The sequence below is a fragment of the Paenibacillus endophyticus genome (assembly GCF_014192395.1).
In the GTDB taxonomy this organism is placed as follows: domain Bacteria; phylum Bacillota; class Bacilli; order Paenibacillales; family Paenibacillaceae; genus Pristimantibacillus; species Pristimantibacillus endophyticus.
In genome coordinates this window covers 51,647-77,035 of the sequence record NZ_JACHXW010000004.1, presented here as the reverse complement: position 1 = coordinate 77,035, position 25,389 = coordinate 51,647, and the positions used below count along the sequence as shown (strand labels likewise).

At 47.9% G+C, this 25,389-nt stretch carries 22 protein-coding genes; 17 read left to right on the top strand and 5 right to left on the bottom strand.

Annotated elements, in window-relative coordinates; genetic code table 11:
- Nucleotides 1–12: 12 nt before the first annotated feature.
- From FHS16_RS07890 to FHS16_RS07845, 10 genes are all read left to right on the top strand, one after another.
- On the top strand, nt 13–1,821 hold the full coding sequence (locus tag FHS16_RS07890; protein WP_183560683.1) for a hypothetical protein: 1,809 nt from the start codon (nt 13–15) through the stop codon (nt 1,819–1,821).
- Entirely contained in the window at nt 1,797–2,888 is a 1,092-nt protein-coding gene (locus FHS16_RS07885) for an ATP-binding protein (RefSeq protein WP_183560680.1), read from the top strand. Before FHS16_RS07890 ends, FHS16_RS07885 begins: the two co-directional genes overlap by 25 nt.
- Complete coding sequence (locus FHS16_RS07880; RefSeq protein ID WP_312890801.1) at nt 2,885–5,206, top strand: DUF5682 family protein; 2,322 nt, start codon at nt 2,885–2,887, stop codon at nt 5,204–5,206. Before FHS16_RS07885 ends, FHS16_RS07880 begins: the two co-directional genes overlap by 4 nt.
- A 1-nt stretch (nt 5,207) precedes the next feature.
- Nucleotides 5,208–6,425: a VWA domain-containing protein gene (locus FHS16_RS07875; protein WP_183560678.1), complete on the top strand. Its 1,218-nt coding sequence runs from the start codon at nt 5,208–5,210 to the stop codon at nt 6,423–6,425.
- Between the two features lie 107 nt (nt 6,426–6,532).
- Nucleotides 6,533–7,609: a D-alanine--D-alanine ligase family protein gene (locus FHS16_RS07870; RefSeq protein WP_183560676.1), complete on the top strand. Its 1,077-nt coding sequence runs from the start codon at nt 6,533–6,535 to the stop codon at nt 7,607–7,609.
- Nucleotides 7,610–7,615: 6 nt separating this feature from the next.
- Nucleotides 7,616–8,788, top strand: a complete 1,173-nt coding sequence (gene alr, locus FHS16_RS07865) for an alanine racemase (protein WP_183560674.1) — start codon at nt 7,616–7,618, stop codon at nt 8,786–8,788.
- Nucleotides 8,740–9,591 carry a D-alanyl-D-alanine carboxypeptidase family protein gene (locus FHS16_RS07860; RefSeq protein WP_183560672.1) on the top strand — a complete coding sequence of 284 codons (852 nt, stop codon included), beginning with the start codon at nt 8,740–8,742 and terminating at the stop codon, nt 9,589–9,591. Before alr ends, FHS16_RS07860 begins: the two co-directional genes overlap by 49 nt.
- On the top strand, nt 9,581–10,606 hold the full coding sequence (locus tag FHS16_RS07855; protein WP_183560670.1) for an acyltransferase family protein: 1,026 nt from the start codon (nt 9,581–9,583) through the stop codon (nt 10,604–10,606). Before FHS16_RS07860 ends, FHS16_RS07855 begins: the two co-directional genes overlap by 11 nt.
- Nucleotides 10,607–10,911: 305 nt before the next feature.
- The gene (locus FHS16_RS07850) at nt 10,912–11,292 is read left to right on the top strand and encodes a zinc ribbon domain-containing protein (RefSeq protein ID WP_246431661.1); all 381 of its coding nucleotides are present in this window, start codon (nt 10,912–10,914) and stop codon (nt 11,290–11,292) included.
- 10 nt (nt 11,293–11,302) lie between these two features.
- On the top strand, nt 11,303–11,740 hold the full coding sequence (locus FHS16_RS07845; RefSeq protein ID WP_221226291.1) for a DUF1801 domain-containing protein: 438 nt from the start codon (nt 11,303–11,305) through the stop codon (nt 11,738–11,740).
- Between the two features lie 97 nt (nt 11,741–11,837).
- On the opposite strand, the gene FHS16_RS07840 is transcribed toward FHS16_RS07845, so the two are convergent.
- On the bottom strand, nt 11,838–13,025 hold the full coding sequence (locus tag FHS16_RS07840) for an ROK family protein (RefSeq protein WP_183560668.1): 1,188 nt from the start codon (nt 13,023–13,025) through the stop codon (nt 11,838–11,840).
- A 348-nt stretch (nt 13,026–13,373) separates the two neighbouring features.
- Between FHS16_RS07840 and FHS16_RS07835 the strand changes: the two genes are divergently transcribed.
- Both FHS16_RS07835 and FHS16_RS07830 read left to right on the top strand, forming a co-directional pair.
- Nucleotides 13,374–14,021 (top strand): GntR family transcriptional regulator, encoded by a 648-nt coding sequence (locus FHS16_RS07835; protein ID WP_183560666.1) that lies wholly within the window; start codon nt 13,374–13,376, stop codon nt 14,019–14,021.
- A gap of 45 nt (nt 14,022–14,066) precedes the next feature.
- The gene (locus FHS16_RS07830) at nt 14,067–15,236 is read left to right on the top strand and encodes a helix-turn-helix domain-containing protein (protein ID WP_183560664.1); all 1,170 of its coding nucleotides are present in this window, start codon (nt 14,067–14,069) and stop codon (nt 15,234–15,236) included.
- A gap of 84 nt (nt 15,237–15,320) precedes the next feature.
- Here the strand turns inward: FHS16_RS07830 and FHS16_RS07825 are convergent, their stop codons facing one another.
- Nucleotides 15,321–16,226 (bottom strand): RraA family protein, encoded by a 906-nt coding sequence (locus FHS16_RS07825; protein ID WP_183560662.1) that lies wholly within the window; start codon nt 16,224–16,226, stop codon nt 15,321–15,323.
- 231 nt (nt 16,227–16,457) lie between these two features.
- Here FHS16_RS07825 and FHS16_RS07820 point away from each other — a divergent pair, with 231 nt between their 5' ends.
- The 4 genes from FHS16_RS07820 to FHS16_RS07805 are packed head-to-tail and all read left to right on the top strand — an operon-like array spanning nt 16,458 to nt 20,655.
- Entirely contained in the window at nt 16,458–17,420 is a 963-nt protein-coding gene (locus FHS16_RS07820) for a carbohydrate ABC transporter permease (protein WP_183560660.1), read from the top strand.
- Nucleotides 17,417–18,247: a carbohydrate ABC transporter permease gene (locus tag FHS16_RS07815; protein WP_183560658.1), complete on the top strand. Its 831-nt coding sequence runs from the start codon at nt 17,417–17,419 to the stop codon at nt 18,245–18,247. Before FHS16_RS07820 ends, FHS16_RS07815 begins: the two co-directional genes overlap by 4 nt.
- A 39-nt stretch (nt 18,248–18,286) precedes the next feature.
- Complete coding sequence (locus tag FHS16_RS07810) at nt 18,287–19,630, top strand: extracellular solute-binding protein (protein WP_183560656.1); 1,344 nt, start codon at nt 18,287–18,289, stop codon at nt 19,628–19,630.
- Nucleotides 19,631–19,656: 26 nt separating this feature from the next.
- Nucleotides 19,657–20,655, top strand: coding sequence for a mannonate dehydratase (locus FHS16_RS07805; protein ID WP_183560654.1), 999 nt, complete (start codon nt 19,657–19,659; stop codon nt 20,653–20,655).
- A gap of 248 nt (nt 20,656–20,903) precedes the next feature.
- Here FHS16_RS07805 and FHS16_RS07800 read toward each other — a convergent pair whose 3' ends face one another.
- The 3 genes from FHS16_RS07800 to FHS16_RS07790 are packed head-to-tail and all read right to left on the bottom strand — an operon-like array spanning nt 20,904 to nt 23,928.
- A complete protein-coding gene (locus FHS16_RS07800) occupies nt 20,904–22,292 on the bottom strand; it encodes a mandelate racemase/muconate lactonizing enzyme family protein (protein ID WP_183560652.1) in 1,389 nt (462 codons plus the stop codon).
- A 49-nt stretch (nt 22,293–22,341) separates the two neighbouring features.
- On the bottom strand, nt 22,342–23,127 hold the full coding sequence (locus FHS16_RS07795; protein ID WP_183560649.1) for an SDR family NAD(P)-dependent oxidoreductase: 786 nt from the start codon (nt 23,125–23,127) through the stop codon (nt 22,342–22,344).
- A 21-nt stretch (nt 23,128–23,148) separates the two neighbouring features.
- Nucleotides 23,149–23,928, bottom strand: a complete 780-nt coding sequence (locus FHS16_RS07790; RefSeq protein WP_183560647.1) for an SDR family NAD(P)-dependent oxidoreductase — start codon at nt 23,926–23,928, stop codon at nt 23,149–23,151.
- 297 nt (nt 23,929–24,225) lie between these two features.
- On the opposite strand from FHS16_RS07790, the gene FHS16_RS07785 reads away from it, so the two are divergent.
- Nucleotides 24,226–25,233, top strand: a complete 1,008-nt coding sequence (locus FHS16_RS07785; RefSeq protein ID WP_183560645.1) for an SDR family oxidoreductase — start codon at nt 24,226–24,228, stop codon at nt 25,231–25,233.
- The last annotated feature ends 156 nt before the right edge of the window (nt 25,234–25,389 follow it).

Below are 25,389 nucleotides of genomic sequence, written 5' to 3'. Positions count from 1 at the left end.
AAGGAGCAAATGATGAGTATTCTACTATTGCGAGAACTGCATGAGGATGTACGCAGGCTTATGGTTGCAGGAGCAAGTATGGCAATGGACGACACCCGTCTGAAAAGAGCATTGCCGCAGCTTCAGCTGCTGGGCGAAAAAGCGCCAATCTTCAAACGGGTAGCTGAAGAGGTGAGCAGCACTACCGAATCACGGCCGGAGCATGCCGCAGGCAAACTTCTTGATCTGGCTGTACTGCTTCAAGCGGTGCTTCACACGCAAAGCTCGACTGATACGCCAGGAGAGGTAGTTCCTGTCGGAACTACGCAAAGCAGGCAGGCAGGTACAACGATTACTTATCGCAAGCTTAAACCATTATTGGATGCGTTAACACTGCGAGGGTCTGGACGGCTTGAAATAATAAGGCAGGGCAAGGAAGAGGGCTCATTCGCCGATCTAAGAACATATTTTCCAGCTGTCCTTGCCTTGCGTGACAGTTATGCAGAAATTGCCGATTATGTTGCGGTGCATGTAATTCCAGCCTTAGGCAAAGCAGTGATCCCCGTACTACAACATGCATTCAATCGTGACGGAAACAGCGGGGATGCGAGAATTTTGATTGCACGCTACAAACTCAGCGATAATCCCGAAGAGCTATGGCCATTGCTCTCATCGGTTGCGAAAGAAGCAGCGCTTCCCGTTCGCTTGTCGGCCATTTCGTTAATGTCGGATTCGCCTCATTTCCAGAAGGAGCTGCTTGAACTTTCTTATTCAAGGAAAAAAGAAATACGTGAAGCAGCGCTGAACACACTATCCAGCTGGACATCGCCTGAAATCGATGATCGCTTCATGGAAGCGTTAATGGGCAAGGATGCTGAGTTTGCCTTATGGCCTATTCAAGTGAGTGATTCCGTGCCGCTGACAGAGAAGCTTCTGGACTATGGTCGATCCCTCATTGAAAAATCAGTGCACGATAGCCATGTAATCGGTGTACGCGAGAATCTCGCTCGCGTGCTGCATGGTCTCAAGCCTAGAGCTGACCAGCCTTCGGTTATCGCATTTTTATTGAAAGCCATGGACAACAATGAGCTGGAGTTCAAAGGGACAGAATCATTATCTGGCGAAGCCGCGAATCTATTATTGCACTCCAATGACAAGAATGCGTTATTATACCTTCACGAGTTGAGAGAAAACAAGGCATATTTTATCGGATATTCACTAAAAGCAGCTCTACATATTTATGATTCAGTCCAAGTTTATAACATGTATGAAGGATATTTCACTACGAAAAAGAGCAAGTATGTCAGTGATCTCCTTCAAGCCGTATATCAGTATGCCGAGAATCCGCTTATCTCGATTTCTTTCGACAACCAGATAACCAAGTCGTTTTCATGGGACGAGCGGTGGGTGGATCGTTTTATAGATTTAAATGAAGAGGAATTGGTGTGTCGCATTGTGAAAACGCCAAGTGAAAAAGTAATCGCCTATCTGCTTGAAAAGGCTAAGGTTTCACCACAGCTTCTTAAGCCGCGCACGCTGCACATTTTTTATGCTTTATTCAGACTTGGACATAGAGACACACCTGAATTAGTACTGTCCGCCTTAGAGCTTGCTACGAAGAAATCCTATTATTACTTGGATCGTGATTCACAATTTATCGTTGCCATGCTTCCAAACAGGTATGCTGAACAGGTATCCATGATCGCAGATAAAATCACTTATGAATACGGGAAAAACCAGCTTAAGCAGCTAGCCGAGCATATCGCCTCAAAACCTGCGGAATTCGTGCAGAACCAAGAAGGAGCGGAATTTCTATCATGGATAAAAAGCAAACTATCTTAAGGCAGCCCGCAGAGCTGCTGTACGCCCATGAATTAGAGGCGTTAAAGGCACATGACAAAGCAGAGAAACCGGCAGGCTGGCAGCTTTCACCGCGTTCAGTGCTCAATTTCATCATAGGTGGTCAAGCAGGCGAAGTTGCCATTACTCCCAAATATATTGGGCATACCCGTCTGGTTGAAATCGCAATCGCTACTTTGTTAACGGATCGCGCGCTGCTGCTGATCGGTGAGCCTGGAACGGCAAAGTCCTGGCTATCCGAAAACTTGACTGCTGCTATTCATGGCGATTCCTCCAAAGTCATTCAAGGAACGGCGGGGACAAGCGAGGAGCAGGTTCGGTATTCCTGGAATTACGCGATGTTATTGGCTAATGGACCGACCGAAGAGGCTTTGGTGAAAAGTCCGATCTACCGTGCGATGGAAGCGGGAGGCATCTCGAGATTCGAAGAAATATCCCGTTGTGCCTCAGAAGTTCAGGATGCGCTTATTTCGATCCTCTCCGAGAAAACGATCTCCGTCCCGGAGCTGGGCAAAGATGTTCCAGCAGAAAGGGGCTTCTCCATCATTGCGACTGCGAATACAAGAGACCGGGGCGTCAATGATATGTCGGCTGCACTGAAACGCCGATTTAACATCGTCGTACTCCCGGCTCCGTCGGACTTGGAGACAGAGGTCTCGATCGTTCGCAAGCGCGTCAGTGAAATCGCAGCCAATTATCGGCTTGGGGAGGCCGTTCCAGAGGAGGAGGCAATCCGTAAGGTAGTCACTATATTTCGAGAGCTGCGCGGCGGCATGACGCTCGACGGCAAGGAAAAGCTGAAGCAGCCTTCCGGTGCAATCTCCACGGCAGAGGCAATTTCTCTGCTTATTAATAGCATGGCGCTTGCAAGCAGCTTCGGGGACGGACTTGTTGCGGAGGAGGATCTAGCCGCAGGACTGCTTGGCGCCGTCGTCAAGGACGAAGCGAAGGATGACTCCGTTTGGAAAGAGTATTTGGAAAACGTGATGAAGAAGCGGGGAGCCGAGTGGAGAGGGCTATATCGAGCTTGCCGTGAGCTGAGTTCGTGAGCGTAGGTGCCGCAGCAAAGTGCGGCGTTCACATTTTTGGCATTCGCCATCTATCGCCAGCCGGCGCTATCCATTTAATTGAATTTCTGAATGAGACCAAGCCGCAGCTTGTTTTAGTCGAGGGCCCGTCAGACGCGACGAAGCTAATCAGTCAAATAACGCTAAGCGGCGTGAAGCCGCCGATAGCCATACTTGCCTATACCGAGCAGCTGCCGATTCGAACCGTTGTTTTCCCGCTGGCTGAATATTCTCCTGAATATCAAGCTTTTCATTGGGCAGCGGCACATGGCGCTGAAGCAAGGTTCATTGATTTACCTTCCGATGTATCTGTCAGTCTGCATGCCAGCAGGAGAGCAGCGGTCAGGGTTGAGAAAGAAAATGCACGTGAGTTTTACCAACAATCAAATGAACGGTATAAGAAGGTGGCGGCGCTAGCCGGAGAGCCTGATTACGACACGTACTGGGAGCGGCATTTCGAGCACATGACCTCTTACAATGCGTATCGGAATGCCATTCACGCCTTCTCTCATGAAATGCGTCAGCTCTCTGAATCAGAAGAACGGATGCATACGCCTCTTGAATCGGCTCATAATGAAATTCGCGAGGCCTATATGCGAACTCGAATCGCCGAAGCGATCGCTAGCGGAGTTTCGGCAGATCGCATAGTCGTCGTAACTGGCGCTTATCATGCATCTGCGCTGCAAGCAGATCATGCTTTGATGACGAAGTCGGAAGAAGCTTCATTGCCATCCGTACCAACGAAGCTTACGTTAATGCCTTATTCGTATTATAAGCTTTCCACTCATTCTGGATACGGTGCAGGCAATTTGGCACCTTCCTACTTCGAGCTAGCTTGGCAATGCGCAAAAGACCGTGACACCGAGAAGCTTCCTTCCCTTTACTTGGCGTCGATCGCCGGACATATGCGAGCCAGCGGCAACTTTCGTTCGGCAGCATCTGTTATTGAAGCAGTTCGCCTTGCGGAATCACTAGCTTCCTTGCATGGCGGCAGATTGCCAACTCTACAGGATCTTCATGACGCTGCAATTACCTGCCTCGGGTACGGCGAGCTTTCGAACGTAGCGGATGCACTTGCAAGAACGGATATAGGCACTGCAATTGGCTCATTGCCCGAAGGGGTTAGCCAAACACCGATTCAGGATGATCTGAATCGAAACTTGAAATTGCTGAAGCTGGAGAAATATAAAACAACGGTTGCGACGGATCTCGAGCTGGATCTGCGGGAAAACCGCAGAGTGAAATCCGAGGAGGCAGCATTCCTTGATCTGAGAAGGTCTTTTTTTCTGGAGAGACTTCAATTGCTGGCAATAAGCTTTGCCCAAAAACGGGCAGTCAGGCAGGACGGAGCAACCTGGGCTGAAATCTGGGTGCTGCGATGGACGCCTGAAGCTGAAATCGAAGTAGTTGAATCCATCATGAAAGGCGAGACGATAGAGCTGGCCGCAGCTTTCTTTATTAAAGAATCGCTGTCGCAGTGTAAGAATACACTTCAAGCGGCTGAGCTTGTCAAAGCAGCTTGGCACTGCGGACTCCCATCCTCCATGGAGGATGCACGCCAGATGCTGCAAGAGCTGGCTATTGATGCAGGAGATTATGCGCAGGTTGCCAGAACATTGAGGGAGCTGTCTCTTCTGGTGCAATTTGGCGATGTACGAAAAATGGACACGGCGATCTTAGTCCCGCTGCTTGAGCAGCTGTTTCTGAGAGGAACGCTGCTGCTCGTTGATTCTGCTGCATGCAGCGACGATGCTGCAGTGGAAATGTCGAGTGCCATCATCGATATGCATGCCGTAGCACAGCAGCATTATGACGTTGTGGATGATGTCAGATGGATAACGCAGCTAGAGGAGCTCGCTTACCGCGATGATCGAAATGCCAAGCTGTCCGGCCTAGCTTTCGCACTGCTACTTGAGCGAAGCCTAATCGATAATGAACGTTTGGCGAGGGAAGTATCCCGCAGGCTATCGCCAGGCATACCCGCGGATATCGGAGCCGGATGGTTTGAAGGCTTGTCCTTAAGAAACCGTTACGTGCTGCTCTCTCGCAGGCAGCTATGGGAGCAGCTCAATCATTACACCGCATCGCTGGATGATGAGCAATTCCGTCGCTCACTAGTCTTTCTTAGAAGAGCCCTTGCAGCCTTCGAGCCAAGGGAGAAGAATGCGATCGCCGAATTGCTTGGCGATGTATGGGGATTTGGCGCATTGGAATCCGCAGATGCCTTGCAGCGCCCGCTTACCGGCGAGGAGCAACAAAAATTGGAAGAGCTCAATGAGTTCGACTTTGGAGACCTATGATATGAGAGATCAAGAGCAATTCGAGCAATTAAAGCGCTGGCGGCTAATTCTGGGGCAAGCGGCAAATGATAAGCTGACTGGCATGGGCAATGGACGGCAGCTTCTTGACGAAGAGCAAACGTTGATGGATGAAGCACTTGCAGCCATTTATGATGATACAACGGATGACGTATCCAACAACAACGGGAGAAATTCGGCAAGGTCGGCTGGCCTTGGTTCCTCATCGCCCAAGCTTTCTAAGTGGCTCGGGGATGTCCGCAGCTTTTTCCCTTCTGATATCGTGTCGGTCATTCAATCCGATGCCATTGAACGAAAGGGATTGACGCAGTTGTTTTTCGAGCCGGAAACATTAAGTCAGGTAAAACCGGACATCCGAATGGTGGCTACGCTTCTTTCGCTAAAGGGAAGAATTCCTGAGAAAACAAAGGATACGGCAAGAATACTCGTTCGTGAGGTCGTGGATGAGATTATAGCGCGGCTTGCCCATGAAATCCGTCGTGCCGTTACAGGCGCTCTCAATCGTCGGAAGCATTCACCGCTGCCTTCCATTTCCGGATTGGATTGGAAAACGACGATTCGGCGCAATCTTAAGCATTATGACCCAGAACGGCAGCTGCTCATTCCGGACAAATTTTATTTTTTCGAACGCGCGAAGTGCAGCAAGGAATGGACTGTCATCCTCGATATTGACCAAAGCGGCTCTATGGCTGATTCCGTTATCTATGCTTCGATCATTGGTTCTATATTTGCCAGTCTGCCGTCACTTGATACGCATGTCGTCGCCTTCGATACGGAAGTTGCAGATCTAAGCGAGCAGTGCGCGAATGATCCTGTCGATATGCTGTTCGGCATTCAGCTCGGCGGCGGTACAGATATTAATAAGTCCGTTCAGTATTGTGAGCCATTCATCCATGATCCGAAGAAATCGCTGTTCATCTTAATTTCTGATCTATATGAAGGCGGTAACCAATCCGCGCTCATTCGGCGTATGGAAAATATGCGCCAATCCGGCGTTAGTGTTATATGCTTGCTCGCTTTGTCCGATGGCGGAGTGCCTTCTTACGATGCAGAGCTTGCAAAGCGGTTTTCCAGCTTAGGCATTCCATGCTTCGGCTGTACGCCGGACCGGCTTCCCGAGCTTATTGCTGGAGCGCTTCAAGGGCAGGATTTGCTTGCGCTTGCCGGAGCCATTACGAATGCGGGCAGAAAAAGCATATAAACAATTTAAGGATTCTTAAGACTTATTTAAACTTTAATTACAAGCCTCTTAAACGTTGAAGGTTATCTTTAGTAATAGATAACGAGTCAACTTTAGGAGGTTTTTTTGTGAGAACAAAGCTGTATGTCCTATACGGCGGCAAATCCGTCGAGCATGAGGTTTCGCTGAAAACGGCATATACCGTCATTAAATCCATAGATGAATCCAAGTTTGAGGTTTTCCCTGTTTATATTTCGCGCGAAGGCATTTGGTCCGTGCCTGAAAAATTGGACTTGAGCAACCTGCAGCCGGACGATCTAATCGCAAAGCCAAGCGCAGCCAAAATTTCGGAATCCATGGGACGAATTCTCATGAATCAATTGTCTTTGCCAGGGCGAAAGGTCGTCATGCCGCTGCTGCACGGCTCGAACGGGGAGGACGGAACCGTTCAAGGCTTGTTAGAGCTTCTAGGCGTTCCGTATGTAGGCAATAACGTACTATCTTCTGCGCTTACAATGGATAAAGCGATTTCCAAGCAGCTGCTCGCTGAAGCAGGCATTCGGCAAACCGATTATGTTGTTTTCCGCTATGAGCAGTGGCTTGAGGATCGTGAACAGCTGCTTGAAAGGGCGGAAGAGAGTTTGGCATTTCCTTGCTATGTGAAGCCAGCTTCACTTGGTTCAAGCATTGGCATAAGCAGATGCATGGATAAGCATGAGCTAGCGGCGGGAATTGCCGAAGCTTTCAAATATGACAACAAGCTCGTGCTTGAGAAAGAGGTTGCCGGCAGGGAGATTCAAGTAGCGGTAATGGGCAATGAGAAGCCGTTAGCCTCTTTGCCTGGTGAATTCATACATGAACATGTATTTTTTGATTTTGATTCCAAATATTTGGACAAGCAGCTGGTCATGTCGATTCCTGCACAAATTTCCGAAGAGCTGACCTCGCAAATTAGAAAAATAGCCATTCAAGCCTATCAGCTTCATGGCTGCTGCGGCCTTGCACGCGTAGACTGTTTTCTAGACGTAGAAGGCCGTTTGTACGTAAACGAAATTAACGCGCTGCCCGGGTTCACGAATCAAAGCATGTATCCCGTCATGTGGGAACGAACGGACGGTACCCCTTATTCAGCCTTAATTGAGAAGCTCATTGATTATGCTTTCACACGCCATGCAGAAAAAGAATCTATTCTTTATCAGAGGTGATGCCAGATGTACAGAGATACTTGGGCTGAGATCAACTTAAAACAAATCCGTGCCAACTTGACGATTATTCGCCAAACGCTGCCCGCGCAGGTTAAGCTCATGGCCGTCGTGAAAGCAAACGGTTATGGCCATGGCGATGTCGAGTCTGCTCGCAGCGCAGAGCTAGCAGGCGCTGATTATCTAGCCGTTGCTTATTTGGAAGAGGCGATTCATCTGCGTACAGAAGGAATCATACTCCCGATTCTTATTCTGACTCCGATAAAGCCTGATGATGTACAGCTGGCCATCGCCTTTGATTTGATGCTGACGGTTACAAGCGCCGCATGGTTCAAAGCAATGAGAGCCTTTAAAGCGGAAGCATCCTGCTCAAAGCTGAAAGTGCATGTGAAAATGGATACGGGACTCGGTAGAATCGGCATCAAAACGAAAGAGGAATGGGACGAAATAGTGCCATGGCTCCGTGCGGCAGACATGGTGGTTGATGGTTTTTACACGCATTTCGCAACCGCTGGCAAAGAGGAAACGGCTTTTCTTGACCAGCAAGCAGATCGGTTCAAGACGATGATGGCTTGGAGCGAGCGCTCAAGTATCCGGATTAATCATTTCCACTGTGCAGGCAGCGCCGCAGCTCTGCGTTTCCCGCATTTAGCGCTTGACATGGTGCGTATCGGTGCAGCGATGTACGGCTTTTATCCTCAAAAGCTGATTTCACACTTGCGGCTTGAACCGGCGCTTAGCCTGCACAGTCGACTGATTCAGGTGAAAAGGCTGATGAAAGGCGAATTCCTAGGCTATGACAATTTGTATCAAGCTGAAGCGGACGAATGGATTGGCACCATACCTATTGGATATGCGGATGGGTGGTCGCAGCGCATGCAACAGACCGAGGTGCTCATAGAAGGAAAGCGTGCTCCGATCGTTGGGAAAATCTGCATGGATCAGCTCATGGTGAGATTGCCGGAGTACTGCGAAGAAGGCGCAAAGGTAACCTTGATTGGCAAGCAAGGGGATGAGGAAATCACATTCAGCGAGCTAGCTGCCCACATCGGTTCGGTTCCACAGGAGATATCAACGTCATTAACAGCAAGAGTTACTAGAGAATACACAGGCAAAAAGGAGGCGGAAGCCAGATGGGGCAAAGAAATCCTTTCATACAGATCGAACAACGTCCTTATGTAAAGCATTCCGCGGTACAAGCAAGCCGGAGGGAAATACATGAAGGCTCGCTCGTCTTGGTGAATCGCACCAATCCGATTCAGCAACCACTCTCAACGGACAAGCTGCAGGCATTAAGCATATATCCGAATCTCAACGAGCTGCATGATGGCATGCTACTCGAGAAAAACTGTCTCCAGCAATTGGTCGCCCTTCTTGAAGCCTGCAAAGGCTTAGAAGACATCGTAGCGGTAAGCGGCTACCGATCTAAGGATGAACAAGAACAGATTTATGCCAGCTCATTCATAGAGAACGGTCCTGAATATACGGCTTGTTATGTGGCAAAACCCGATCAAAGCGAGCATCAGACCGGTCTTGCCATCGACGTTGGAAAACGTGACAACTTTGTTGATTTCATTGCGCCATCATTCCCAGACAGCGGGGTTTATCAGCATTTCAAGCAACTAGCGGCACAATTCGGTTTTATCCAGCGTTATAAAAAAGGGAAAGAATCGATAACGAACATTTCCTGCGAGCCCTGGCATTTTCGTTACGTTGGCTTTCCGCATGCGGAAATCATGGAGAAAAATGATTTTTGCTTAGAGGAGTACATCGAATGGATTAGAAGCTACTCGTATGCCGGTGAACGATTCAGATATGAAAATGAGTCGCTGCAGGTTGCCATCTATTACGTACCTGCCGAAGATGCGCCATCGACGACTGTTCCGATCACAAGCTGCGATCTATATCGAATTTCCGGCAATAACAGTGACGGTTTTATCATTTCGGCGTTTACTGGAAAGGGACATCAAGTCCGTGAACAATAAGCGAAACGAAGGCGGTCTGGATTGGTTAAAATTCGTGGCAGCATTGTTCGTTATCGCCAATCATACGGGTCCGCTGCTGTCATTTGACGAATATGCTGATTATCTATTTAGCGGCATTTTATCTCGCGTAGCCGTACCCGTTTTTTTCATGTCCTCCGGCTATTTTTTCTTTCGAAAGCTAACCGGCGATCCAGCAGTCGACCAGAAAGCACTCATGAAATATGTGAAAAAAATCGCTTATTTATATGGAATTTCCATCTTGTTATATGTTCCATTGAACGTATATAACGGTTATTTTTTGGAAGATTTCACGGTATACTCTTTTATGAAGGATCTCGTTTTTGATGGTACATTCTATCATTTGTGGTATTTGCCTGCGCTTATTGTCGGTCTATGCCTAGTCTATGTGCTGTACCAAAAGCTCTCCATACGATGGCTGGCGGCTGTCGGCTCCTTGCTATTTATACTGGGTCTGCTGGGTGACAGCTATTATGCGGTAACCGAAAATGCAGCTGGCTTAAAGCTAATGTATGACGCCATGTTCCAAGCGTTCGATTATACCCGCAACGGTTTATTTTACGCACCTATATTTCTTATTCTTGGCGCATGGGCAGCGAAACATCCGAAGCCGGAAAGAAAGCCGATTGCTTCAGCGGGGCTGTTTCTCGTCTTTCTCGGTTTCATGTTTGCCGAAGCCATTCTGCTGCATGAAGCCGATTTCCCTCGTCATGATAGCATGTATATTTTTGCGATTCCGGCAACTTATTATTTGTTTCAATGGGCACTGACTTGGAAATGGAACTTTAACAAGGAATACCGTGAATGGCGCGTATGGATATATATCCTCCATCCGCTAGCGATTGTGCTGGTCCGTGGAACAGCGGAAGCAGCGCATCTTGAAAAATGGTTGATAACCAATCATTTGATTCATTTCACCGCTGTCTGTGTGGCATCCATTATAATGGCTGTAGCCGCTGTGCGAATATCCGTCATAAAATTCAAACTTCGGCCATAGATATGATAGTGGGAGATGTTCGTTAAGCAAGAAAAACGAGAGGAGAAGCCAAGGCGAAGGAGCATTACCTGCAGCTGGGAGGGATTGCAATGAGTGTCGAACTGCTCATTCAACTGCTCATGCTTATCGTAATGATCATCGATATGGCTAACCGATCAAAAGATTCGTAATGATGAAAGGCAAAGCATCCTAGCGGTGTTTTGCCTTTTTGTTTTGAAATGAGTCGCATATAAAGGAAATGATTGTCTTTCAGCGAATGTATAGGACAAGCGATACAAATATGGATACAGGAAAGGAGCTGCCTTATGATCGAATGCCCGTGGTGCAGCAATCAAGTCATATTGGATGGAACCATCTGTCCGGAATGCAAACATGAGGTAATGCCTGAGCATTTGGATTCAAACGCAACCGATCAAGACCAATCCTTGAATCATTCTGATATCCATCTTCTGGATTTAGGTAAAGAGACCATAATCGCGAATCATTATACTTGCGTAAAATGTCGGCACACGGAATGCGATATCGATGAAATAGCGACTACCGGCGCTGGTTTAAGCAAATTGTTCAATGTTCAATATCATCATTATTTATTTGTGTCCTGCACGCAATGCGGTTATGTCGAAATATATAACCCCATGTATTTGTCCCAGTTGACTGGCGGCAATCATGTGAACGAGGAGGATTAATTTAAAGCTTATGACTGTAAAACGAATGGATTCAGATAAAGAAAGCAAAAACATAGAGGCTGGCCATCAGCAGGTCATCGATTTTTTGAGTACGCTTGAGCATCCGCTCAAGAAGGAAGTGGAGGAGGTACGGAAGCTCATATTGAGTGTGGATGAATCCATTACGGAGCATATTAAATGGAATGCGCCAAGCTTCTGCTACAATCAGGAGGATCGTATAACGCTTAATTTGCAAGGAAAAGGGTTTTTTCGAATTGTTTTTCATTGTGGAGCGAAGGTAAAGTCGCAACCGAAGAATGATCGCATCATTAACGATAAAACAGGCTTGCTGGAATGGGCTGCAAATGATAGAGCAATTATAAAGCTGACGGATTGGAATGATATACAAATGAAGAAAGAGCAGCTCAAGGAAGTGGCTGCCGCTTGGCTCGCTGCAGCAAATAAGTAACAGAAGAGACGATACACCGTAAAGTTCAATCTATAAAAGTTTCAAATACAACCAAAAAGCGATGCAGTCCTGTGCATCGCTTTTTGGCTTTTCTATTCTAATTAAGTTCCCATTCCTGGAGAAGCATCAGTGCAGCTCCAGCCGTTACAGCATCCTCGGTCAACTGGCCTTGCGTAAACTTTGGCTCATATTGAGGTGAGTAATAAATATTGCTGCGGGCTACCTGTATAACAGTATCGTAAATGGATTTGTGAGCATTTACTAACGGCCCGCCTAGGATCACTGCTTCGGGATGCAAGATATTGATCAGATTGGCTATTCCGATTCCCAAATAAGTGGCAGTCTGCAGAAACTGCTCGGTAATGAATGCATCCTTTGCACGGTAGGCTTTCTGCAGCGCATCGAACTGTACTTGCTCCGGCGGGATGCCGGAGAGTGAGCTTGCACGGCCTAGCTTGAGCTGTGAACGTATTTTCTTCTCAAGAGCAGGGATGGAGACAAGCGCTTCAAGCGCGCCATAATTGCCCTCATCTCCCAGCCTTGGTCCATCCGTTTGTATGATCATCTGGCCGAATGAGCCTTCCATATCTACAGCACCTCTAACGATTTGACCACTCGCGATCATGGACGTTCGAAGGCCGACCCCAGCGTGAACGTAGAGCATATGTTTAACTTCCTCATTGCGAAGCGCCCAATGCTCCCCGATAATGGCGGTATTGGCACCATTATCGAGCAGGGCAGTCAGCCCTAAACGCTGCTCGAGCCACTCGCAAATTGGAACATTGCTCCATCCCTCAGCTGGAAAATAACGCGGCTTCAGCATAATGCCGTCTTCGCGGCTAAGCGGGCCTACAGCGCCGATGCCAATTCCGATAACCTTTTCCCGGTCAATTCCGCAATCCATGAGCATTTGTTCGGCAAGCTTCGTAATTTTGGCAACAAGTGCCTCAGGCGTCATTTTCTCGTCCATCTTCCAGCGCTCGAAAGAGAGCGGTTTAAGATTCAAGTCATACAGGCCGATGGAAGAGGAGAAACGTGAAATTTCTAACCCGAACACCGCGCGATGGTCTGGATTTACGCGGTATAGAATCGGTTTCCTCCCACCGGTAGAGAGTCCTAACTCAGATGCGAGAATCAAGCCGTCGGTCAATAACTCTTCAAGCAGGCGGGACAAGCTGGTGCTCGTGACGGTCATCTTGTCCATTAAAGCGGCCTTGGACACCAAACCATTGCGAATTATAAATTCAAAAACCTGCTTCTTTATTGTAGGATGCTTCATATTCATTCTATTATCTCCATTTTGTCCAAGTAATTATATCGGATATAGATCATTCTCTATTATATGCTTTTGACGGTGGCATGACTAGTTAAGGAGCGAATTTTCAAGAAAGAAACGGTTTCGAAATATGGATTGCTGTGAAAAAACGGCTTTTCATAAGATAACTTCCTAAATTTCGACAATTAACACCGTTGTCAGATGGATAAAGAAGTTCTATAATGACGGTATGAGCTGCATTATCGATAATCCGAAGCGAGGAGGGAAATAACGTTTTTTTAACTCCATATGATAACGCTTTCTTTTTTTAATAGACATTATCGATAATCGATAATATCAAATGAGGACGTGAGCGAGATGCTGGACAATATTCCGATAACATCAGTAAGCTCCATCAGTGAACAGGTATTTACCGCAATTAAGAAAGACATACTCGCTGGAGACCTGCAGCCAGGCGCAAGATTGCTCGTGCTTGAAATCGCAAAGAAGTTCAATATTAGCCAAGCACCCGTTCGAGAAGCGCTTGAGCGCTTGAAATCTGCCGGCTATATCACGAGCATACCGAATAAAGGTTCAGTCGTATCCACGATAACGTCCAAGGAAATCAAGGATATATTCGAGCTCCGAGAAATTATGGAAGGATTCGCGGTTAGAAAATCGATGCAATTTCTAGACGAGGACGATTTTTGCTATTTGGAACGCATCATTCGGCACATGCACGCGGCTCACGAGCAAAAGGATATTCTGAACATTTTGGAGTTGGATATGGAGTTCCACGGATTTTTTTATAAGCGCTGCGACAATCATATGATTCTTGAGCTCTGGACACGGATGAGAATGAAGGTTATGCGCTTCATGGCAATCTCCAACCGCCATTATTCAACGGATGGGCTTGCTGATTGGCATCTTAGGCTGGTCGAGGTGCTTCGAGAGGGCAATTCGGAATTGGCGGAGAAAACCTTTATCGAGCACATGCATTCTTACAAAAGCATTCATCTGAATTAGTGTCATGCATCTCGCAAGTTAACCTTACAAAAGGGGAAGTGGAGTATGCGTAGCGAGGGATTACTGTTCAAAGAAGATGTGATTATGACTTGGATGAGGGATCGTTTTTTTCGGAATCTAGTGGCTTCAGCAAGCCCGGTTAAAATGGATTTGAAGGACAGCTTGTCTCAGCTTCAGTTAAACCCTTATTATACGTTCCCCGCAATGGCACTGTTAGAACCTACAGCCCATTTCTCCGACGAGCATGAGAAGGTATTGTACTTGGAGCGGATGCGCGATCACTTGCAGAAAAACATTTCAAATGGCAGCGTTGTGTTCGTAGATGAAGAAGGACGAGTAGGGCTCCTGTTTTCCTGGGTTTCAAAGGATCAAATTCAGATGATTCAAAGCATGCTGAAAGAGCAATTGCACCTGCAGGTCAACATTGGAGTCGGAAAGCCCTGCAGTCATCTATGCGATGTCGTCCATTCCTACCGGCAAGCGGCAAGAGCTTTGCAATTCAAATTTTACCGCGGTACAGGCTCGATTATTTATTATGGCGAGCTTGGTCGCTTCGAATCGCTTAAGCAGTATCCGTCTGAGCATGAGAAGGATTTGTATGATGCTTTCAAAGCTTCGGAGACAATAGAAGAGATTCAGATCTGCGTAGAACAGTTTTATGGACGAATCCTGCAGAAGGGTCCGCTAGACGCCCAAAGCGTCTATGACCTGACGGTCAGGCTGCTCGTCGGCATTGAGAAGCGGGTGCTCACCGAAACGGAAAATGTCATTGCGTATGAGCGATTCGACGTGATGTCGATCGTAAAGCTTGAAACATTGGCTGAGACGAAAAAATATGTGGCTCATTTCCTGGTCGGTTTGAGGGATGTGCTTTCACATAGCCAGAAAGAGAGCCATCGCAGCATCATTAAAAAAACCATTCATCACATGGAACAGGAATGCCAGTATGCCTCTCTGCAAAGCGTTGCTCAGAAGGTGTATATGACCCCAACGTACTTGAGCCTTCTGTTCAAGCTAAATACGGGGAAAACCTTTATCGAGCATCTGACGGACATACGGATCGATAAGGCGAAGGATATGCTGAGAAGCACCCACTTCAAAAATTATGAAGTAGCCGAGAAGGTCGGTTACCAGGATCCGCGATACTTCAGTCAAATCTTCAAGAAAAAGGTGGGCCTCTCGCCAAGCGAATATAGGGAATCCATCGGACGATAACGGGAAGAAAGAAGGACTCAATCGGCTAGCTGCTGCCAATTGGAGTCCTTTTTTTGTTGTGCATTATGCTTTTTGAATTTCTAGTTATAGACGAACATCGCTTTGCGGCCCATTTCGTTCATTCTTTTTCGCTTCAGCGAGCTCGGTTTCCCAAGTGAGATGACGGTAGTCGCTTGCAGCACCATCGTTCTCGAACCAGTCCAAGAAATCGGTCCAGAGCGCCGTATCCCAGGCAGCATCAATTTGAGCCGTCGAGTAGACGCTATCGCGGAGGCGAACGAAGCCGAAGACGTCACGAACCTGCGATTTTTCCGCTTGCACAACCGTTAATTCGGCCAAATGGGGAGGGATGAATATAACGCCAGCAGGCGTGCCGAGGACGACATCGCCCGGCATGCATATTGCTTTTCCGATGCGTGTCGGCACGTTCATGCCTACCATCGTCACATCTGCGATGGCTGTCGGATCACTTCCCCGGTAGAATACGTTAATGTTATCGATCTCAACAACCTGCTGATTGTCGCGTATGCCGCCCCAGATGACTGCTCCGCCGCGCTTGGTGCGGGTAGAGATTGCTGTCGACAAATTCCCGCCAACATAGGTGCCCAAATGGACCTTATCGAACATGTCGACAACGGCAACGTCGTCCTCCACGAGCTCATCAATGACCCATTGATTAAAAAATCCTTTTCTGCCTTCCTGCTCATGGCCGTGTTTGAGCAGCGTTTCATGCAGATCCGGACGTTTAGGGACCATGACGGCCGTGACGGCGCGTCCGACCATCACTTTTTGCGGGTGTATGATTTTGAAATCGCCTTCAAATTGGAATGCATAACCTCTATTCCATAAAGGGCCCCAAGCCTCCTCGAGCGTAATTTTACGCATGCGGCGAAGAACGTCCTCGGATACTTTGGGGCGGCCGTTAGGGAACCGTTCACCATCCCATTGGGGAGTAAGCTGAATAATGTCTTCCGGATTATCAAATTTCATCAAGAGCACCTCTTTCGCAATGTAGAGTGGAAGTCCAAATATGACTTGCATCATACGTCTATTGTTAAGGACAATCGTTATTTTGTCGATGCGACTTTCTTAAGGCATTTTTAGACGCAGTATGAATTTTTCACCCTATATAAAAACAAACGAATTCATAATATATTCCCCTTCAACCATGTAACCGCTTTCGTATAAAGTAAGGGAACATTATCTATGAAAGGGGAGGAGATGATTCGGGTGAAAACAGAAACCGCGATTCCTTCATTGCAAGCAACGAAACCAACGAAACCTAGGCAAAAGCAGAAAGGGACACACCATGTTGCCGGCTATCTATTTATTTCGCCATGGCTGATCGGCTTTTTGCTGCTTACGCTTTGGCCTATCGCACAATCGTTCTATTTGTCCTTTACCGAATACTCTTTGCTAGAGGATCCCGTATGGACAGGAGCAGACAACTATACCAAAATATTCGCAAGCGACACGACATTTACGAAATCGCTCAGTGTAACGTTTATGTTCGTTCTGTTCTCCGTGCCGCTGAAGCTGTTTTTCTCATTAATGGTCGCCTTGGCATTGAACAAAAGCATTAGAGGGATGAACCTTTATCGTACGGCTATTTACTTCCCGTCATTAATCGGCGGAAGCATTGCTGTTGCTGCGTTATGGCGCAATATGTTCGGAATTGACGGCTATATCAACCAAGTACTCGCTTGGTTTGGGGTAGAAGGCGTCGGCTGGATCTCAAATCCCGATACGTCGCTAGGTACTTTGATTCTACTTAACACTTGGCAATTCGGATCAACGATGGTTATATTTCTAGCGGGCCTTAAGCAGGTGCCGCAGGAGCTTTATGAATCTGCTTCTGTAGACGGGGCAGGCAAGGTACGAAAGTTTATCAGCATCACGCTGCCCATGCTCTCGCCTGTCATGTTCTTCAATCTTGTGCTGGGCATTATCGGATCCTTCCAAACTTTTACGTCCGCTTTTATTATTACGAAGGGCGGACCGATCAACTCCACGTACATGTATGCCATGTTCCTCTACGAAAAAGCATTTAAGCATTACCAAATGGGTTATGCTTCAGCCCTTGCCTGGATCTTGCTTACGATTGTCGCGCTTCTTACAATCATTAATTTCATGGCATCGAAATACTGGGTGTTCTATGAGTCGGATGGAGGGAAGACCAAATGAATTCGGTGCGCGCGAGACTGTCGAGCCATTTGTATTTAACCGTGTTTTCCTTCCTCATGCTGTATCCCATCATCTGGTGGGTAGGGGCATCGCTCAAAAAGACGGAGGAGCTTAGTCTTCCGACGCTGTGGCCATCGAAGCCGATGTGGAGCAATTACTGGAATGGCTGGCATTTCTCTTCGGAGTATACCTTCGCTCATTTCTTCGGCAACACACTGCTGATGGAGCTTGGAAATGTGCTCGGCGGGGTAGCTACAGCTGCAATCGTCGCTTACGGGTTTGGGAGATTGAACTTCAAATTCCGCGGTGTCTGGTTCTCCATATTGCTGCTTACGATGATGCTTCCCAATCAGGTTACTGTCGTTCCCCAATATATTTTGTTCAACAAGCTAGGATTTGTAGACAGCTATGTTCCGCTTGTACTTCCGCATTTTTTTGGCGGAGGAGCATTCTTCATTTTTCTTCTGGTGCAATTCATACGGGGCATTCCGCGAGATCTCGACGAAGCCGCAACGATCGATGGAGCGAGCGTATATGGCATCTTTTTACGCGTCATCCTTCCGCTGCTGAAGCCAGCGCTCGTGACGGTTGCGATCTTTACATTCATATGGAGCTGGGATGATTTTTTCGCCCAGGTGCTTTATTTGAGCTCAGTAGACAAATTCACTGTTGGACTCGCGCTGCGGATGTTCATTGACCAGTTCGATATTCAATGGGGGCAGCTGCTAGCCATGTCATTGCTGTCTATCTTACCATCTGTCGTTATATTTTTCTTGGCGCAGAAGCACTTTGTCGAAGGAATCGCTACGACCGGCTTAAAAGGATGAAGGTTTCACAGTTCAACCATATAAAGGGGATGAATGCGAATGGTCAAAGGTTGGTCAAAGAGCTTTGGATTGTTGATGTTGGTCATGCTGTTAGTGCTGACAGCTTGCAGCGGAGGAAGCAACAGCAATACGCCGGCAAATGAAGGTGAACAAAGCACGGAAAAGCCGGGTAACGAGGGCGATAAGGGTGCGGGCGCTGCAACGACGCTCAGCATCATGTGGTGGGGTCCTGACGCCCGTCACGAGGCGACCAAAAAAGCGCTGGACATTTACACGAAGCAAAATTCAAACGTAACATTCAAGCCGGAATTCATGGCATGGGATGCGTTCTGGCAGAAGCTCCCGACGCTTGCGGCATCCAAATCGATCACGGATGTGCTCCAAATGGATGCGGCTTATCTTCAAGAATACGTATCACGCGGTCAATTAGAGGATCTCTCTGATATCGATTTAACCGGCATAGTTGATCCGACGGTCATATCCAACCTGCAAATTGATGGGAAGCTCTATGGCATTCCGCTTAGCCAGAACGCGCAAGGCCTTGCATTCAACAAACCGGAATTAGAGCAATATGGCATCCCGCTTCCGCATAAGGATTGGACCTATGATGAGTTTTTCCAATGGGCCAGAGATGCAAGAGCCAAGCTTCCGGAAGGGAAATACCCGATTGGCGATACAACAACTTGGGATAGCTATAACTATTATCAAACATCAATGGGGAAACCCGCGGTGATGTCGGATGGCGGCAAGACGTTTACGCTCGACAAAGAACTATTCATGACGTTCTACCAAACCTACGAGGAATTCCGCAAAGCCAAAATCGTTCCGCCAGCCGAGAAAGCAGCCGCTTTCCTCGAAAACGATCCCCAGGCAGATCCAATGGCTTCCGGTGTCGTCATGACGCGCGGCGCAACAACGGGCTCGGTCAGTGCCTTGGAGCAGCTAATGCCAGGCAAAGTTGGCGTCGTCAACCTGCCGGTTGGCCCTTCAGGCGGCGGCTGGGCGCAATCAACGATCTTTCTAAGCGTTAGCGCCAATTCGAAGAACAAGGACGAAGCGAAAAAGTTCCTACGATGGTTTATTACGGACAAAGAAGCCGGTCAGGCACTTGGCTTATCGCGAGGCATTCCGATTAATCCCGACATTTATAAGGAGCTTGAGCCGACCCTCGAGAACAAGGATAAGCTGGGCAAAGAACTTTATGATCTGTCGCTCGATAAGGCGCTGCCATTCTATCCGCCAGCAGCTGGTTTCTCGGAATGGGTCGACACGTACAAGAAAGAAATGGAGGCTGTTACATTCGGTCAGCAATCCATTGAAGATGCATTTAATAAGCTCGAAAAAATGGGCCAGGAGCTTGCCTCTAAGGCTGGCAGCAAATAATACAAGTAGAAAGAGGTGCTCATAGCATGCAGCTTGCAGAATTTTTTTCTTCCCAGCCCAATCGATTATGGACGCTTGCCAAGCAGCTTGGCGTAAACCATGCAGTGGGAGGATTGCCATGGGAGGAGAAGCATGAAAAACCTTGGGATCTTATGCCGCTTATTCGTATGAAGCAGCGTTACGCCGACGCCGGCCTTACCCTTTCGGTCATTGAATCCATGCCGCCAAGCAATGAGATCAAGCTCGGTACGGCGGGACGCGATCAGGAAATCGAAGTGTTCGAGCAATTCATTACAAATATGGGAGCTGCGGGTATTCCCGTACTTTGCTATAACTTTATGGCGCAGTTCAACTGGTTCCGTACCTCGACGACGACTCGTACGCGCGGCGGAGCGCTCGTCTCCAGTTATGACCACAGTCTGATGAAGGATGCCCCGTTGACGGATGCGGGACTGGTAAGCGAGGAGCTGCTGTGGGAGAACCTGCAATATTTTATGGAGAGAATCGTTCCAGCAGCGGAGAAGGCAGGAGTAAGGCTGGCGCTTCATCCGGATGATCCGCCGATTACACCGATTCGCGGCATATCCCGTATTCTTACGAGCGCAGCGGCGCTGCAGCGGGCCATTGACCTTGTCCCTAGCGAGTATAATGGCATTACCTTATGCCAAGGCACGCTTGCTACGGCAGGGGAGGACATTCCAAGCGTCATTCGTTCATTCTCCAAACAGAACAAAATGTTCTTCGTACACTTTCGCGATGTACTCGGCACGCCTGAAAAGTTCGAGGAAACCTTCCATGATGACGGTAAAACCGATATGCTGCAAGCTATGCGTACTTATTACGACGTCGGTTTCAATGGTCCTGCTAGACCGGATCATGTCCCTACGATGGAAGGCGAGGATAATGCAAATCCGGGCTATGAGCTGCTTGGCCGGCTGTATGGCATCGGATATATTCGAGGCTTAATGGAGGCTGCTTCGTCGGATAAGGCTGTGAAAGTAATCGCGGGAAGCCTTTCGATCTAAAGGCCTTGCAGAATATCGCATTTCAAATGAGCATCTTCTGCTTCCCTGCATGCGGGGCGGCGGAGGATGCTCTTTACGATTCTATGTGTCATCTGAAAAATGATTTGAGTAGTCATTCAAGATTAAGACATTTGTCGGGATATTGGCATTTACAGGTATATGATGGCTATAGGATGATAGCTCCAAAAAGACATAAGAAAAGAGGAGCGCCGGAAAGCGCTCCTCTTTCTGTCATGCATGTCCTTTGACTAACTCCATAGACGGTCATTGGAATGATAGTGATTCCATTGATCGGTGGACTCCCATAGACCAGGAATTTTTGGATGCAGATGCTGCGCAAGAACCTCGTCGTTCAGATCGTCTATGCCGAGACCCGGGGCGTCACTCATATGAATAAAGCCATTCTGGACGAGCTTCTTCGGGAGCTTGCTGCTGATGATGATATCATCCCACCAAGGCACCTCGCAGGAATGGAATTCGAGAGCAAGGAAGTTTTCTGTAGCTGCAGCAACATGTGCGGCGGCTAGGCAGGCAATAGGGCTCTCCGCCATATGAATAGCCATCGCCACGCCATACTCCTGCGCCATATCTCCGATTTTCTTTGTTTCCAATATACCGCCAGTCGTGAGCACATCTGGATGAATGACCGATACGCCGCCGGCTTGAAGAAGTGGGCGGAAATTTTCCTTCAAATAGATATCCTCGCCGGTACAAATCGGAGTGGCCACGGCTCGTGAAAGCTTGGCATATTGATCAGTATACTGCCAAGGGAGCATATCCTCCATCCACGCAAGGTTGAATTTGTCGACTCGCCTGCCAAGCTTAATGCAATCCTCAAGTCCAATGTGACCGAAATGGTCGACTGCCAGCGGAACCTCATAACCGATTACGGCACGAACATCCGCTACATACTGCTCCAGCATATCCAATCCTTTCTCCGTCACGTGGATCGCCGTGAACGGATGGGGAATATTGTGAATATCGTAGTGCTGATTGCGGATATCGCGAATTTCTTCGTCGGTCAGTGTATCGTGATTATTGCTGTACCTGTTTTTAGAGGCGTTCCGCATTTCGTCGATAAAACCGACTGGTGCGCTTAAGGTGCCCGGTTCATTTATAATTTGACCGATGCCCAAATCCATTTTGAGAAAGGAGAAGCCCTGCTCCATTCGTTTCTTAAGGGCTAACCCCATTGCGGTTCCCGTGTCCTTGCCAACAACCTCCGTATCGCAGTACATACGGATTTTTTCGCGGAATTTACCGCCTAGCATTTGATATACCGGTATACCGTATGCTTTGCCTGCCAAATCCCAAAGCGCGATCTCAAGGCCGCTGACACCGCCGCCTTGTCGGGCATGGCCGCCAAACTGCTTGATACGCCTAAAGATTTTATCAATATTGCAAGGATTTTCACCTAATAAACGTCCTTTTAAAATTTGCGCATACACTTTATCCGCACCATCGCGTACCTCTCCAAAACCAACCAACCCCTGATTGGTATACACTTTGATCAAGCTGCTGTGGAAAGGGCCGCCAACGATGTCCGTAAACCGAATATCGGTAATGCGAAGCGTGGAAGGGCTGGAAAAATTGCTGACATGGGCAAGCGTTTCCTCAAAAGACGGATTATTGGACACAAAGGTCACTCCTTGGTAAGTAGAATGGGATTGTTCTAAAATGCTCGGGCTAAAGCAGCATACTGCCGCCGTCAAGCCTGATAGCAGAGCCAGTCATGAATTCGCTTTCATCGGATGCGAGAAAGCAAACGAGCTGGGCAACATCGAGCGGGCGGCCCACGCGTCCGAGCGGGAATTTCTCGCGGATGGGACGAGACTGCCTTTTGTGCTTATCCATTTCCTCAGCTGTCATGAATGGTTTCGATTCACGCGCGCTTTGCTTGCCTACGTCGACTGCGCCAGGTTCGATCGTATTAACCGTAATGCCATATTGGGCCAGCTCAATCGCGCTTTCTCTACCCAGCATGCGAATGCCGCCTTTCGTCATGGAGTAGACCACATCGAAGTCGGTAGGCCGCTTGCTATGAACCGAAGACATCAGAATAATCCGGCCGAACTGCTTTGCCTTCATATAAGGAACGACAGCCTGTATGCACTGCCAGTATCCTTTTAGATTAATATTGAACATGCGGTCAAAATCAGCTTCACTATAGTCGAATAAAGGATGGTTAAGCTGAAGCGCAGCGTTGTTGACTAAAAGATCGACACCGCCATAATGTTCAGCTATACGGCTGACCATTCGCTCTATTTCCAGCTTATTGGCAACGTTAGCCTGCACGAGCAGGCAGCTTCCGCCTAACTCGTCAATCATTTGCTTGGTATGGAGCGCGCCAGCATCGCTTTGGTTGTAATGCACGGCGACTTGAACGCCGCGCCTAGCCAGTTCAACGGCTACGCCCTTGCCGATACCTGTACCGGCGCCTGTAACTAATGCGATTTTGCCTGCGATACTCATGCTACACCTCCAGAACGGCGGTTAAGGTTTTTTCATTTTGACATTCATATAATGGAGCAGAAAGCCGCCATCCAGTCTAATATCCGCGCCATTTATATACGTGGAGGCATCAGACGAGAGAAAGTAGATGAGCTCGGCTAGATCTTCCTGCGTCCCAAGGACAGCATTCGGAACCTTGTATTCATAGTCGTTATATAGCGTCGAAATCGTGCTATCGAATAGCTGCGAATCTCCTTCGATCGGTCCTGTTTCAATCGTATTTACGCGGATGCCGAATCGGCCAAGGACAAGAGCGGCTTCCTTCGCCAGCATGTTGACAGCTCCCTTGGCGATGCTGTAGGTAAATGCTGAGCCGGTAGGTTTCTCCGCATGAATGGAAGAGACGTAAATGATCGTTCCTGCTTGCTTCTCCTTCATGAGCTTCCCGGCGGCTTGCGTACAAATAAACGCTGATTTGGCATTGACAGCTATACTTTGGGAGAACTGTTCCTCATCCGCATACTCGATTGAGCTTGGTAAAACCACTTTGCTGTTATGGACAAGAGTGGTTACCGTACCAATCTGCTGCTCGGCGTATTGCAGCATATCCATTACATCAGCATGCTTGCAAAGATCAATATTGACGACAATCGCTTGTTTACCCGATTCCTCGACGAGCTTCAGCTCTGCAGAGAGGGCTGCGCCTCCGGATTCACTGTTCAATAGGAAGTGCGCCCCTTCAGCAATGAATCTGCGAATAGCCGCTTTGCCGCTGGCGCTATCCGAATCTGTAATAAAAACAACATAAGTAGACAAGAGCATAGATCCCCTCCAACATGCATACTGGAAAACGAGATGAAATCATAGCTTAATCTTAGTGAGTTTGCCCCTCGGGTGGCGATGCCGTAAAGTTATGATTTTGTTTGTTTTTTTGCAAACCGTACACTGGACGAATGCATGAATCATGCAGCATTCATCTTTTCAAAGAAACAGGTAATATGAAAATATTAAAAATATGCTTCTTATGCTACTATGGATGTAAGATCCGCCGTTTCAGCGTATAGGCATTGATTCCATGGCATCGTCTCAAATACCCAAAACGATAAGGAGCGATAAACGATGAAGGTATTATTTATTGGAGGAACTGGATTAATTAGCGAAGCCGTTTCCAAGCTGGCGATTGCGCGAGGCATAGAGCTATTTCTGTTTAATAGGGGCAAGCGCGATGAATTCGTGCCAGAAGGGGCCCAAGTCATTACAGGTGATATAAGAGACTCGAAAGGGGCCGCCGAAGCACTCGGGAATATGCAGTTCGACGTTGTCGTAGACTGGATCGCTTTCACGCCGGAGCATGTAAGCGTTGACATCGAGCTGTTCCGTGGGCGTACGAAACAATACGTATTTATTAGCTCCGCTTCCGCCTATCAAAAACCTCCGCAGCATTATATCATTACGGAGGAGTCAACGCCGCTTGAAAATCCGTATTGGCAATATTCGCGCGACAAAATCGCATGCGAGAAGCTCTTAATGGAAGAGCAAGCTAGTAGCGGCTATCCCGTCACCATTGTTAGGCCATCCTATACGTATGGGGATACGATGATTCCGGCTTCTCTTAACAGCTGGCAGCATCCTTGGTCAATCGTTGCTAGAATTCGTGCAGGCAAGCCTATAATCGTACACGGCGATGGTTCGTCGTTATGGACCATGACACATAATACGGATTTTGCAAAAGGTTTTGTCGGACTATTAGGCAAAGAAGAAGCCATTGGACAAGCCTATCATATTACATCGGATGAAGTATTAACCTGGAACCAGATCTATGAAGCAATAGGGGCAGCTGCCGGTGAAGCGCCTAAGCTCGTTCATATCGCGTCTTCGTTTCTGATCTCCCATGATCCGGACCTGGAAGGCGGATTGCTCGGGGACAAATCAGTTACGAGCGTATTTGACAATAGCAAGATTAAAGCACTGGTTCCTGATTTCGATGCTGCGTTATCCTTTGCAGAAGGAATCAAGCGTACCGTTGCTTGGTTTGAGGCCCATCCGAGCCGGTGTACGGAGGATGAAGCATGGAACCTACAGATGGATGCCATTATCGCTGCACATGAATCCGGCTTTAAAAAATAAAGCGCAAACGTCTGTCCATATTTGAAAAAAGCTCTTATTCCTTAGGGAATAGGAGCTTTTTTGCGTTTGAATCTACCCTCAGGAATGAAGAAAATAGCTTGGATCATTTACTGAAAATTTCCTCATAATTCGCAATTCACGGAAAATATGGCCGAA